The sequence below is a fragment of the Bacteroidales bacterium genome (assembly GCA_035299085.1).
Lineage (GTDB): Bacteria > Bacteroidota > Bacteroidia > Bacteroidales > UBA10428 > UBA5072.
Window position 1 is genome coordinate 122,712 of record DATGXG010000024.1, and the last position, 14,589, is coordinate 137,300.

Below are 14,589 nucleotides of genomic sequence, written 5' to 3' on the forward strand. Positions count from 1 at the left end.
ACCTCTCATATGAACACCAAAAAGCTACTCTCACTCTTTTTACTTGTGATTCTTGCTCTAACGAAACTGATCGCTGATGATGTATTAAAGATATATCACATGCAAAGCAGCACTGAAAGCTCTAACCCTTATAACAGGGTAATCTTTCAAAACAAAATGTTTTTTACAGCATCGGGTAAACTGTGGCAAATTGATAGTACAAACACCCTTAAAATGATTGATGGTTCATTTGAAGACCGCTATTCATTTAGAGACGGCTATTCGTTTTTTGTTCTGAATAATGAATTGTACTATTTCTCCGATGAAAATAATTTATGGCACTATAACGGCCAGGATGCTCCTGCTGTATTATACAATGATGTCCGTACCCCTTATGTGCGTACTTATTATAAAGTAGTAAATAATAAATTATATTACTATAGCACTGCATATAATGACACGACCGGATTGTATGAATTTGATGGGACAAACCATCCGAAAAAAATAGCCAGCGGATTTGGAAGTTATGAGGATATAATAAGCTATAATAACAGCATTTATTTTGCTTTCAACGATTTACAGCATGGAAATGAAGTATGGTGTTATGGCAATAATCAATCCCGGATATTATCTGATCTCAATTCCGGACCTGGTTCTTCTTACCCCGAAAATTTCAGCGTATATCTCGGCAGATTGTTCTTTAACGCAAAAGACAGCAGCAATACTTCATTTTTATGGGAATACAATGGCAATGGAACTCCCGCAAAATTTGCTCAATCCGGTTCAGGAGTGACAATATGTAATAACATTCTTTATTTTACTGCACAGGATAGCATCCATGGAATTTCGTTGTGGTCTTATGACGGTTCAAATCCTCCAATGATTGTAAACGGAACAGAAAATACTTCACCAACGGGTTTATTTGAATTTAATGAGAAACTCTATTTCGCAAAAAATTCAACAATCTTTGAATATGATGGGGTCAACCCCATAAAAGTCTTTTTAGGTCCATTTAAATATCATATATCACAACAGGTTATTAACGGATGCTTATACATTTGGTATCAAACCGAAATCAGCGATAGCAATACACGTTTGGATCTTTATAAATATGACGGGGTGAATCCGGCAGTCAATTTAACTTCGTCTAAAATTGTTGATTTTTATTCCAGCAATATAATCATAAAGCTTAAAAATCAAATTTTTGTTGTTTTGAAGGATCATGTTTTTATTGACGAGGGAGATAGCTTGCGGATAATATCCGATTTTCCCACAAGTTTTACTGAGATGGGAATATTCGGCAACAGGTATTATTTCACGTGCGACAATCCCCTTTATGGTCGAGAATTGTGGTATTTTGACGGAACTAAGGCGCCGGTTCTTGTAAAGGACTTTAACAATAAAATGGTTGTATCAGGTAGTCATTCACTCAAAGTGGCCAATGATAAACTCTTTTTTAAAGATAACGCCAACCAAAATATACAATTTAATGGCCGGCGATTTTCAGTTTTACCAAAGGAATTTAATCCGGTGACAGTATACAACATGCTGGCTTATAAAGATAATTATTATTATAATCGGGAGACAGGCAGATTTTCATCATCTCTTTTTAAATCAGACGGATTGACTGAATATAAAATATCAAATTCATCCACCTGCGATTTGTTAGTTTTTCATGATACCATTTATTATGGTTCACATGATAATTCCGGTAATTCACGCTATATGCTTATGAAGTATGATGGGGTTAGTGCTCCGGTTGATGTGGCCGATATGGGCGATCATAGAATTTGTTATATGAAAATTGTAAATGACAAAATCCGGTTATTTGCTTTTGATCATGATTCACTTTCTGTTGGATCATATGATGGAAATGCTTTAATATGGCAATATAAAAACATGCCGATTCCTTACAATTCAACTTTTATAGGAATTCAGTTTAATGATAAAACCGTGTTTTCATATGATTATGATCTTTGGATATATGATGAAACTCAAAAGCCTGTTAAACTGGGTGATATTAATGCAAAGAATTTTACAATTTATAAAGACCATCTATATTTTTCACAACTGAATGACAGTCAACAACTATGGGTCTATGATGGCACTAACCCTCCTTCTGTGGTTTCCGGTATGGAACCCGGAGTAAAACCAAAATATCCATCCCAACTTACTGTAGCTAACAACAAATTGTTTTTTTCCGCATATGCTGAAAACAATGTAAATGTTTTATGGGTATATGACGGGGTGCAGAAACCAACGATGGTTAAGGATGCAAAAGGGGATACTCTTCCTGGTCCCAATGATCTGACACAATATAGAGACAATTTGTACTTCACGGCAATTACGGAGCAGGAAGGGCGCCAGTTATACACAATATGCCCCAACGCTTCCGTCATTCATGAGACAGGCTGTGATAGTTTAATTATTGACGACATAGTCTATAAAGACAACAAATGGATTTGTGATACCACTGCTGCTGACAGCATAGTATGGTTTGATTTATCGATTGCAAAACCGACATACAGCCATATCAATAATACATCATGTAATGAATATATTTCACCAGGCGGTAAAAATAAATGGATAACCAGCGGGGTATATTCCGATACTATTCCTAATGCAGCGGGGTGTGACAGTATCATTACAGTAAACTTAACTGTAAATCATACTTCAGAAAGCAGTTTCACGGTTCAATCCTGTGATTTTTATATATCACCCGGCGGTAAAAATTGGACCACTACCGGAATTTATAAAGATACGATTCCTTCATCCTGTGGCTGCGACAGCATTATAACCGTCAATCTGCAAATCGATCGTGTGGATACAGCTGTAATTCGCGACGGATCTGTACTGGCTTCAACTGATCTCAACGCTGCGCATCAATGGATTGATGCGGAAAACAATACATTCATCGAAGGTGAAACTTTCTTAACCTATACACCTGATCAAACTGGCATATACGCCGTGATTGTAACCCAGGGAACTTGTGTGGATACTTCTTCGGCTTATACGGTATTTGTAACCGGAAATGAGAATGTTGACTTTGGAGATATTCAGCTGTATCCGAATCCTTCCAATGGAAAGGTAACCATCGAACTAGGAAAGGTTTACGATGAGGCAACAGTAACCATAATGAATTCAACCGGGATGGTGGTTCAGAAATTACAAATAAGGAATTCTCAAAAGGGTGAGATTGTGTTGAATGAACCCGGGATGTATCTGGTGAAAATCAGAACCGGGAATGGGGAAACGATTCAAAGAGTTATTAAGCAGTAAGGGATTAAGGCCTAAGAGATTTTACTTAATACCTTATTACTTAATACCTTATTACTAAAAAGGCTGTTCTGAAGTATGAATTGCCGTAGACTTTAGTCAACGGACAGAGATTCTTTTAGTATCTTTCCTTCCAAATTAACCTTACCATGAAACAACTGCTGAAAGCTTCTTTGTTTTTCATTGCCTGCTTTATTTCCCTGAACTCCTTTTCCAGTGAAGTCATCACCCTGCAGACCGGCTGGAAATTTTCGAAAGGAAACCCGCAAAATGCCGCCCAGGTTAAGTTTGATGACTCAAAATGGCAGGATGTGAGAATTCCTCATGATTGGGCTATATACGGTCCTGTGGAACCCAAAGGCGAAGGAAACACCGGGAAACTTCCCTGGCGGGGTGAGGCCTGGTACCGTAATGCTCTTGACATTAAACCGGAATGGAACGGTAAGACGATTTACCTTGTGTTTGATGGCGTCATGTCGAATCCTGAAATTTTCATCAATGGCAAACTGGCCGGTAAATGGGACTATGGCTATAATTCCTTTTATTTTGATATTACACCCTTCCTGAATTTTAAAGGAAAGAATGAACTGGCTGTTCATGTGGATAACCGATACCACGACAGCCGCTGGTACCCGGGTGCCGGCATCTACCGTAAGGTGCAGATGATTGTTGCCGATCCGGTTCACGTTGCGGTTTGGGGTACACAGGTAACCACACCCGTTGTAAAACCTCAATTCGCTGAAGTCCGGGTTGCCGCCACGGTTAAAAATCAGTCTTCTACCGATGCGCGCATTAAAATTGAAAACACGATAATTAATGCCGAAGGCAAAGAAATTACCAAAAAACAAGCCCTTTCCGAAATAATAAGAGGCAGAGAACAAATGGTCGAAACGACACTCGAATTATCCGATCCTCAGCATTGGGATATCAATAACCCGGTCCTCTACCAGGTGAAAACAGTTGTGAGCAGCGGCGATAAAATATTGGATACCTATCTTACCCCTTTTGGTGTGCGAACCATGCGGTTTACCGCTGATAACGGATTTTACCTGAACGACAAAAGGGTTCAGTTCAATGGTGTTTGCCTGCACCACGACCAGGGTCCGCTCGGGGGAGCATTCTATCCGAGAGCAATGGAACGCCAGCTCGAAATTATGAAATCGATGGGCTGTAATGCCATCCGCACAAGCCATAATGTGCCCGCCCCGGAATTGCTTGAATTATGTGATAAAATGGGCTTACTTGTTTTTGATGAGGCGTTCGACAAATATGACGGAAAAGCGGATATTAATAAGGATACGGATTTTGAAGAATTCGCACAACGAAACATTAAGAATTTTGTGGAACGCGACAGGAACCATCCCTGCATTTTCATATGGAGTGTGGGCAATGAAATGGCCGACGTGCAGACTAATAAAAACAACGGCCTGTACAAGCTGCAAACCATGGTCAATTATGTAAGAAAGTTTGACCCTACCCGACCTGTAACCATGGCCTGTGATATGGCCGGAGAAGCGGTTTACAGGCATTTCGATTATTATGACGTGCACAGCTGGAATTACCAGCACCGGTATGACCTTGCCCGTAAGATGGAGCCGAATAAACCGGTGATTATAAGTGAATCCGCATCCACGGTGAGCACGCGCGGTTATTATGACCTGACCCTGCCTTCAAAAAAAGATACGTTCACCCGCGATATGCAGGTAAGTTCATACGACCTGAATGCACCGTGGTGGGCAGAAATTCCCGATGATGATTTCATGTGGCAGCAGGATGAACCTTATGTGGCAGGCGAATTTGTGTGGACAGGTTTTGATTACCTGGGTGAACCGACACCTTATGTGAGCTTTATGATGGGGGGATTGGGAATGGCGGATGCTTTCGAATCGAGAAGCTCCTATTTTGGCATCGTTGATTTATGCGGAATTCCGAAAGACAGGTATTACCTGTATAAAAGCTACTGGGATCAGAAGTCTAACACGGTCCACATTCTGCCCCACTGGAACTGGCAGGGAAAGGCAACAAATGTTCCTGTGTTTGTATACACGAACGGCGATTGCGCCGAGCTGTTCCTTAATGGTAAATCGCTCGGAATGCAATATAAAAATTATAATTCCCGTAAATCAACGGAACGATTCAGGCTGATGTGGAATAACGTAGCCTATGAACCCGGTGAGCTCAAAGCCGTGGCTTATAAGGAGGGAAAAATTATCGGAGAAGAAGTTTTAAAAACAGCTGGTGAACCTTACCAGGTACGGCTTACGCCCGACAGGAATACAATTCATGCCAATGGGATGGATTTAAGTTATATTCTTGCTGAAGCGGTAGATAAGGATGGGAATGTCTGTCCATTGGCCGGTCAGAATCTCAATATTACCATAACAGGCCCGGCTCACATCGCCGGTGTAGGAAATGGTAACCCGCAATCAGTGGAGGAATTTCAGTCAAACCAGGTAAAGCTTTTAAATGGAAAAGCCATGATTATTATTGGCTCTGACTTTGAGAAAGGCAATGTGATTGTAACGGTTACCGGGGAGGGATTGGAGAAACAGACGGTTGCGATTGTTGTTGAATAACGTAGAGACGCACGGCTGTGCGTCTCTACAAAGTCCTGTTCAGGAAGATTAATTATACGTATCCCCACTTCTTCATCACTGCCAAATCCTCTTTCACACAATCCATCGGCTTTTTGCCCTGGTAGGATTCCTGCTCGATGATATAGACATTGGCACCTCCGATCTTGGTAGCCAGGTCGACAACGTTCCGGCAATCGACAATACCTTCTCCCAAAATACAGCTTACATATTTTTCTTCACCCTCGGTCGCTTTGATTTCATCCTTTACATGGAGGAGTTCAAAACGGCCCGGGAATTTTTTAACCACATCAAGGGCTACGGCGCCGCCATTATATAAATTGCCGATATCAAGCTGGATCACCACCCTTTTCGGGTCAATTTTCTCCATCATGATATCGAAAACCGACTTGTCATTAAATTTCTGACTGAATTCAAAGTCATGGTTATGATAACCGAATTTCATACCACGTTCCATGCATAATTTGCCGTTCTGATTGAAAATATCGAGGTACTTGCTCAGATTATCATAGGAATCCCTCATTTTTTCATCCATCCAGGGACTTACCACATATTGCTGTCTGAGAGTGGCAGCATCATCGAGAGTATTCATCCATTCAGCCGTAAAGCTTTTTTTACTGTCATCCCAATGGTTTAAACCGAATGTCGTATGACCGCTCACCATTTTAAGTCCAAGGTCATCCAGTATCTTCTTGAATTCCTTTGCTTCGTAACCGTAGAATTTGCGGTCAACATAATTTGCGTGCTCCACCCAAACATAGCCCATAGCGGCAAGTTGTTTCAGGGTTTCGAGCGGATCTTTTTCCATCTCGTCCCTCACCGAATACAATTGCAGACCCACGATTCTTTTTGCAGGAGCTGAAGATGCCAGTGCCTTTTCGCGTAGTATTGCCGCCGCAGCCATGGCCATGGCACCGGTCTTAAGAAATGTTCTTCTGGATGATTTCATGTTGAATGACGTTTAGATTTTGTATTACTAAGATAGGAATAAATTATCGGATATTGGATGCTAAAAGCGCGTCATTGCGAGGAGCTTGATTAATTATTAATTATAAAAATTAGTGATGCGACGAAGCAATCTGCCCGAACAGGCAAGACATTACAATAGGAAATACTTTCGCTTAATATTGTCTGTCTTGGTCAAGTCTTTCCTGTGCAGGCAGATTGCTTCACCTTCGCAGAAATCGAAGGCTCGCAATGACGGCTCCTTTCCACCATTATAAAACAAAAGCCGGATAATCATCCGGCTTTTGAAATTCTTATAAACAAAAAGTTTATGACAATACCGCCATGGCAGCGCCAATCAGGTTGGCGTTCTCCATCTGGGCAATCTTAACGGTTACATCCGACATTCCAAGATCCTTAACGAGCTTGTTCACCACCTCGTCAACCATTTCAGCATACGATTTCTTTCCTGTGCGGATCTTGCTCCAGAACAGGCTGCCTTCTGCAAGTACCTGTACTTTCTTAACCTTTGCATCTGCAGTTTTGAGGTTTTTAACCAATCCTGCAATTGAAGCGGCAACCAATCTGGCTGATCTTTCATAGATCTGCCATGCAACCTCAACAAATTCTTTCTTATACTGATCAGGATTGTTGATCATGCGGGAAAGATCCACAGCGCTTAATTCCTGTTTGAATGTTTCATTCGGGAATGCTTCCATGAATACCCGTCCAAGATACATTCCGGAAATTGCTTTTTCAAAACGCTGGAAACCTTTGTTATCCGATTTGGCATCCACCTGGTCATCGAATTTCGTAAGATGCGGCGGGAAAAAGTTACCTGATTCAAGGTTCACCGGTGTTTCACCCGACCAGCCTTTTACATTCTTAAGCTTGGGGATATACTCCGAAGGGAAAAATGTAGCCATATTCGTTCCGGTTCCGACAATAAGACCAATATAGGAATCAAATCCCGGGGTCAACAATCCGGCGAAAAGACTTGTGATGGTATCGTTCACCACTTTAATGTCAGTAAAACGTGATGTACTGTTTTCATTCAAAAATTTCAGCAGGGGTTTTCCTACAGGTTGGCCTTCCATTTGGGGAATTCCTACTCCCTTTGTCCATTTAATAAGTTCTGCATCACCATCGGGAAGTGATTTGGCAGGATACGAAAAACAATAACCAATAGGTGCATCTGCAGGAACATCCACCTGGCTAAGGGTTTTAGCCTGTGCATTGAACAGATCTTCACGGGTAAATCCCTTATTTTTCATTTCAGTTATGTCCCTTTCTGTAGTACCGGTAACTTTTGATTCCTTACCCACTGAAACAGTTGCTACCCTGAAATTGGTTCCACCCAGGTCAAACACGGTGGCATCCCCTTTGATCCCGTCTTTCTTCGGATGAATATATGTCGGGAGACATTTGATCTCCGTTCCGTCTTCCTGCAGACCGGCAACAACCTTCTTTGTAAGGCTGTTTGCAATATCGATCAACTGTTCATTGGTCAATTCAAATTGGTTTTTCATATTATCGAAGGAATTAAATGGATTTTTGAAATTAAAACGTTAAAGTAAATAAAAGCATTTCATTTTTAAAAAGAAAAGTGTTTCCTATTTTTACCGGTAACTTAATTGGCTTAATTCTGTATGAACTTATTCCGGATTTTGCCCAGGGAATTTTCAACGTTAAGTAGCATTTTTGTTTCATTGCGATCACGAAATTACCGCCTTTATTTTTTCGGACAGGGTATCTCCCTCATTGGGACGTGGATGCAGAATATTGCGCTGAGCTGGCTTGTGTACAGGCTTACCGGTTCCGTATTCCTGTTGGGATTAATAGGTTTCACCAGCCAGATACCCACTTTCATCCTCTCTCCGTTTACCGGTGTACTCACTGACCGCTATAACAGGCTGCGGATCATGACAACGGCACAGGTCTTTTTCATGTTGCAATCTCTCACCATGACAATCCTTGTTCTTACTAACGCGGTGGATGTATGGCATATTATCACTCTCAGTGTTGTTTTTGGTATCATCAGTGCGTTCGATGCCCCGGCAAGGCAATCATTGGTAATCGACCTTATTGATGATCCAAAAAATCTTGGTAACGCCATCGCATTGAATTCTGCCCTGTTTAACGGGGCCAGGCTGGTTGGACCGGCCATCGCGGGACTTACTATAGCAGCTGTTGGAGAAGGAATTTGCTTTTTACTGAATACAATCAGCTTTGTGGCTGTCATCGTGGCATTGCTCATGGTTAAGCTTCCGGCTAATGTGCATACACAGGCATCCGGTGATTTCAGGAAAGTATTTGCTGAAGGATTTCATTATACATTCCGCACAGTGCCTATCCGGGTACTCATACTTATCCTGGCTATTCTGAGCCTTTTCGGCTTTCCTTTTATCGTGCTGCTTCCGGCCTATGCCCGGGAAATTATGCACGGAGGGAGTGATACTCTCGGGTTTCTCATGTCGGCTCTCGGTGCAGGAGCATTAACTGGTGCATTGATTATGGCTGGTCGAAAAACAGTGATGGGATTGGGAAAAATCATAACCGTGAATGTGATTATCCTTGGCATGGCCATAATCCTGGCAGGTATCTCCGAAAAAATGTTGTATTCCCTTCTTGTTCTTTATATGGGCGGACTTTCTATGATCCTGTCGCTGGCGGCAGTGAATACGATGATCCAGACAATTGCCGAAGAGGACAAACGTGGCCGGGTAATGAGCTTTTATGCCATGGCCCTTATGGGTACGATGCCAATTGGTAATTTGCTTGCCGGTTCTGTTGCGGCAGGTATCGGTATTCAGCAAACCATGATTATCGGAGGAATCGTTACCGTTCTTTCTGCATTCTGGTTTGAATCAAACCGCCGATCCATGCGCAGCGTGGTTCGGAGCATTTACCGTGATAAGGGGATTATTTCCGCCCTGCCGGATGAGAGTATACCGGTTAGTAATATCGGTAATCAGTAATCAGGGATCAGTGATCAGTATTCGGTTTTCCGTAATCGGTATTCCGTATTCAGGGACCTTAGGGACTATAGAGACATTAGGGACGGACCAGTCACCAGTCACCAGCCACCAGCCACCAGTCACCAGCCACTAATCACTAATTACTTCCTTCGCGCAGCCCACAAACGAATCCGCCGTTCCATAGTACATATACCAGGCGTTTTTAAAAAACACAAGTCCTTCAGAAAATACAGTTCCTGATTTATATTGTCCTGTCATCTCATGTGGCAGCGTTGGCTTGAGCAAACAGGTATCGAGCCTTGAAACAACCGTTGTACGGTCTTTTTTACTGAAGATTACCCGGCCAACCGAGTAGGTTCCTTTTGGTAACGAAGGATCGGCATGATCATCCTCTGCGTTTTTGCCATTATAATATAACACAATGCCTTCTTTTGATACGATGGCAGGCGGGCCGCACTCGGTGAGTCGACTGTCGAATTTGCCTTCACGGGGACTTATCAGTGAAAGTAGGTTTCCTTTATCATCAAGCAACGGATTCCAGTCGGATAGATTCTCCGACCATGCCAGGTTAACAAACTGTTCGCCCCAATACATCCAGTATTTTCCATCCATTTTGGCTGCAACGAGTTTCCCGTCTTTCATTTCGGTAACAATTGATCCTGATTTGGACCAGAAATCGGCAAATTTACCGTCATATGCCCTTAGGAAGGCAGGCCCTTTTTTTTCCCAGTTTATAAGGTCTTTTGAAAAAGCAATGCTCAGCCGGGCCACTTTATAATCCCACGACGTATAAGCCATCACATAGAGACTGTCTTCAGTCTGCACAATCCGGGGATCTTCGCAACCACCTGGCCTGTCGAATTTCATCACGGAATCGTTATCCGGGTATAATACCGGAACCGGGTGACGGGTAAAGTGGATCCCATCCTCGCTCCATGCCAATCCTATGCGTGATGTCCGGCCGCCCAGTATGGCAGCGGGATTATCCTCTGCCCGGTAAAGGAGGAATATTTTGTTATCCTTTACGATGGCTGCCGGGTTGAATACATCGGCCTTCTGCCAATGCACCGAATCTTTTTTTACCGGATCAAAGAATACAAATGTTGAATCCGGACCGAGTACGGGGTTTGTATCGGTCTTTTTGAAAACAAGGTTAGCAGGGTTGTCTAAATTTCCGGCAGTGCAACCGGCTGCCAGGAGGAGAAGGAGGTAAACTACTTTATTCATTGTTGGAGGAGTTATAATAGTATAAATTTAACATTTTATCACTTTAATTGTCTTTTGTAAACGATCTCAACCTGATGAATTTACTTAAGGCCTTCCAGTATTTTGCCATTGCGGGCTTCCTGAATGCCTTGTTATTAAGCGCATTGCTCATTGCCAATAAAAGAAATCATGTGGCGAAAGTTTATATGATCCTGTTGGTCATTCTTACCACTTTTCAAACTTTACTTAACGCATTTGACACTAAAGAATTCTTTTTAGCCTATCCTCACCTGAGTAAAATTTCATGGCTCATCCCCAGTCTTTTTGGTCCGCTTACCTATCTTTTCACATTAAAATTATGCAGCGCGAATCCCCTTTTCAAGAAATCCGACCTGCTTCACTTTATGCCTTTCCTGGTTTACCTTGTCGTTTTATTACCGTGGTATATCCGGCCGGCTTCCTATAAAAGAGAATACCTTGCCGATTTTGAACTGGCGCGTGAAGATGATTTCGGTTTTCTCAACCAGTTCAGTATTCTGATTATTCTCGTTTATCTTGTAATTACCCTTCTTTATCTGAAAAATTTCAGGATCAGGATAAGCAATACGTTTTCCGAAATATCAAAGAAAAGGGTTGAATGGATGAGCGTTTTTTCCTGGGGCGTACTAATAGTGCTCTTTGTCTCTGCACTTGGATTCTACGGTCACAAATGGAGTATTCCCGTCCTTGACGCTATATATCATTACAACTATATTTTGATCGTATTGCTGGTTTACTGGATTGGTTATAAATCCCTTCTTCAACCTGTAATATTTGATGTTACCGCACCTGAGGCAGTAGAGATCATAGAGGGAAACCAGGGGGACCAGGGTGATGATACCCCGGTTAAACGGTACTACAAATCAGGCCTTGGAGATGAACAGGCTGAGGCATTGTATTTACAGCTGATAGCCTATATGAAAAAGAATAAACCTTACCTCGAACCGGAAATCAATATATTCCAACTGGCAAACCGGATGAATATAAAAAAACATCACCTGTCACTTGTTATTAATGAAAAAGCAGGAATGAACTTTTTTGATTTCATCAATTCATTCCGTGTGGAGGAGATTAAACAAAGAATGATCAACGGTTCCGGGAAAAACCTTACCCTGCTTGGCATTGCATTTGAGTCAGGTTTTAATTCGAAAGCAACTTTTAACAATGCCTTTAAAAAGTTCACCGGAACAACGCCCACAGGTTTTCAGAAAAGCCTGAAAACCTCATTTTCTTAATGAATCAAGAAATCCCTGCAAATCCTCAAGACCTGCCTGGAATACTCTTTCTCGTTTTGCCAGGTTAATTGTCATCTGCAGCACCGATATGGCATTTTTCCTGTCGTTAAGCATTGCATAGGCAATTGCCAGGCTGCGGCCGGTAGAAACTAATGTGGCGGATTCACTTCTTGTATGGATAAAAGCTCTTTCTGAATATTCCTTCCCTTCTGATACATTTCGGAATCTGCGATCAGGACACGATACAAGCAATATTCCATGGCGTTCAAGCAAAAAGGGCTCGTTTGGGTGATATCTCAATGATTCTCTTATCAAATGGATGCCTTTATCCCATTTCTTTTCCTCCAGCAACACATTGATCAGGGATCTCTCATTACTCTCAGATTCTGATCTCGATTATAAATTTGAATCTGCAGAATATAGTCTGACTTTAGCGGCTGAGACGACCCGCGTTTTCATGGTCTGTACCTTTGGTCAGAAATTTAAAAACCATACCCATGAGAATAATTTTTAATGTCGTTTTACTGCTGATTATATCCATTACAATATCCGCACAGTCAGAAATCCCGGTTACAAAAAGAATCGGTTTTTCAGCGGGATTTCAGAACCGGATCCTGTTGGATGAACAGAAATCAGCTTTAGTCTACCGATCCGGTGAATACCTTGCCGGCTTAAGCTTTGACCGGTGCAGTGACCGGTCATTTTTTAGTGTCTCACTCGAAGGATCCACAGGGACAATGATGCCAAAATACCTTGGCGAAAGATGGTTATATATCACTTCATATGACATCAACGGGTCTCCCGAAATCGATTCTTTTCCCCTGATGGCACAATTGTACAACGGAATATTTCAATTCACCTATATGAGGGTGCTCAACAATAGTGAAAATCTTTCCTGGCTCGCCGGCTTTTCTGTAAAGGACTACCTTGTTTATCCTGATAATTATACGGGGCTCTTCAATTCACTGGGGATTCATATTAAAGCAGGGTTCAGATTGAAAACAACCGCCAGGAGTGTATTCCGGACTGATGTGTCATTCCCTTTGATTGCACTGAATTCAAGACTGCCCTGGCACAATACAGCAACAGATCCTTTGGATTCCGAAATAAAAACCTTTTTCAAAAAGGGAACAAGGCTTACAGGACCGGATAAACTAAGGTTGTTAGAATTCAGTGCAGCCTGGGATATGCAGGTTTCAAAGCACTGGGCATTAGGTGCATCCTATGGCTTCAACTGGCTGAATGTCACGTACCATCAACCGATGAGATCCTATGTAAACAGTTTCAGAATACAAACCCATTATACTTTTTAATTATGAAATCACTTATTAATACCATAATAGCCCTGCTTATACTTACAAGTTGTGAGAAAGCGCTTATCCATCCTGAGTATTCAAATACAGCAGCTGATAATTTCGAATGCCTGTGGAACAATTATGACCGGAATTACGGACAGTTTATCATAAGAAACATCAACTGGGATTCCCTTTACGACGCTTACAGACCGCAGGTTGATGAGATCTCTTCAGAAGAGGAACTTCATACTCTTTTCAGGAATCTCCTGTCTAATTTTCATGATGACCATGTTTTCCTCGATCCCGCCGGAAGCAAACTCCCTAGAATTGAATCCGGAAGATCGGATACGATGATAATTCAGACTGATTTCCTGCCTGAAACGGTTTCGAAATATCTTGACACCGAGAAACAATATTCCGAACATCTCTGGTACGGTATGCTATCAGGTAACATCGGGTATATCCGGATGGATGTTTTTGCCGATTCAAAATCCTTTATCAGTAAGGCATTTGATGAAGTCTTAAAAGAACTTGAAAATACAAAAGCCCTGGTATTTGATATCCGGAAACTGGAAGGAGGCGACGACAGGCTTGCGAAATATATTGCCGGCCGTTTTACAAGGGAATCCAGGCTTTACATGACAACCAGAAAAAGAAACGGTCCTGCACATGATGATTTTGAGACACCGCTGAAATGGACTGTTGACCGTGAAGGGTCATCCCAGTATATAAAACCGGTGGTGCTTCTGACCGGAAGATTTACGGCGAGCGCAGGAGAAACTTTTACCTGGGCAATGAATGAAAACGAAAACGTCATACAGGTAGGTGATACAACGCTGGGAGCCTTTTCAGATATCATTGTAATGGAATTGCCGAACGGTTGGTTACACACGGTTTCAGTGGGTGACTACAGGGATGCCGGCGGCACAAACCTCGAAGGCACAGGTATTGCCCCCCTTTATATTGCCAGGAGCTCAAAGTCGGAAACGTTAGCCGGAATTGACCGGGGTCTTGAAAAAGCACTTGAACTTCTGAATTGAAC

The 14,589-nt window shown here is 42.1% G+C and carries 10 protein-coding genes; 6 read left to right on the forward strand and 4 right to left on the reverse strand.

The features are described from left to right. Positions 1-9: 9 nt before the first annotated feature. Both VK179_06975 and VK179_06980 read left to right on the forward strand, forming a co-directional pair. The gene (locus VK179_06975) at positions 10-3,258 is read left to right on the forward strand and encodes a T9SS type A sorting domain-containing protein (protein HLO58466.1); all 3,249 of its coding nucleotides are present in this window, start codon (positions 10-12) and stop codon (positions 3,256-3,258) included. Between the two features lie 146 nt (positions 3,259-3,404). Next, positions 3,405-5,831, forward strand: a complete 2,427-nt coding sequence (locus tag VK179_06980) for a glycoside hydrolase family 2 TIM barrel-domain containing protein (protein ID HLO58467.1) — start codon at positions 3,405-3,407, stop codon at positions 5,829-5,831. A 52-nt stretch (positions 5,832-5,883) separates the two neighbouring features. Here the strand turns inward: VK179_06980 and VK179_06985 are convergent, their stop codons facing one another. Then, positions 5,884-6,798 carry a TIM barrel protein gene (locus VK179_06985; GenBank protein HLO58468.1) on the reverse strand — a complete coding sequence of 305 codons (915 nt, stop codon included), beginning with the start codon at positions 6,796-6,798 and terminating at the stop codon, positions 5,884-5,886. Positions 6,799-7,123: 325 nt separating this feature from the next. Continuing rightward, a complete protein-coding gene (locus VK179_06990) occupies positions 7,124-8,323 on the reverse strand; it encodes a hypothetical protein (GenBank protein ID HLO58469.1) in 1,200 nt (399 codons plus the stop codon). 120 nt (positions 8,324-8,443) lie between these two features. Here VK179_06990 and VK179_06995 point away from each other — a divergent pair, with 120 nt between their 5' ends. Next, positions 8,444-9,772 carry an MFS transporter gene (locus VK179_06995; protein HLO58470.1) on the forward strand — a complete coding sequence of 443 codons (1,329 nt, stop codon included), beginning with the start codon at positions 8,444-8,446 and terminating at the stop codon, positions 9,770-9,772. Positions 9,773-9,901: 129 nt separating this feature from the next. On the opposite strand, the gene VK179_07000 is transcribed toward VK179_06995, so the two are convergent. After that, on the reverse strand, positions 9,902-10,999 hold the full coding sequence (locus tag VK179_07000) for a glycoside hydrolase family 130 protein (protein HLO58471.1): 1,098 nt from the start codon (positions 10,997-10,999) through the stop codon (positions 9,902-9,904). 74 nt (positions 11,000-11,073) lie between these two features. On the opposite strand from VK179_07000, the gene VK179_07005 reads away from it, so the two are divergent. Next, positions 11,074-12,252, forward strand: a complete 1,179-nt coding sequence (locus VK179_07005; protein HLO58472.1) for a helix-turn-helix domain-containing protein — start codon at positions 11,074-11,076, stop codon at positions 12,250-12,252. On the opposite strand, the gene VK179_07010 is transcribed toward VK179_07005, so the two are convergent. Then, the gene (locus tag VK179_07010; GenBank protein HLO58473.1) at positions 12,241-12,552 is read right to left on the reverse strand and encodes a hypothetical protein; all 312 of its coding nucleotides are present in this window, start codon (positions 12,550-12,552) and stop codon (positions 12,241-12,243) included. The two genes, VK179_07005 and VK179_07010, sit on opposite strands and share 12 nt — an antisense overlap. A 197-nt stretch (positions 12,553-12,749) precedes the next feature. Between VK179_07010 and VK179_07015 the strand changes: the two genes are divergently transcribed. Together VK179_07015 and VK179_07020 are read left to right on the forward strand one after the other, a co-directional pair. Further along, positions 12,750-13,565, forward strand: coding sequence for a hypothetical protein (locus VK179_07015; GenBank protein HLO58474.1), 816 nt, complete (start codon positions 12,750-12,752; stop codon positions 13,563-13,565). Between the two features lie 2 nt (positions 13,566-13,567). Further along, positions 13,568-14,587, forward strand: coding sequence for a S41 family peptidase (locus tag VK179_07020; protein ID HLO58475.1), 1,020 nt, complete (start codon positions 13,568-13,570; stop codon positions 14,585-14,587). The last annotated feature ends 2 nt before the right edge of the window (positions 14,588-14,589 follow it).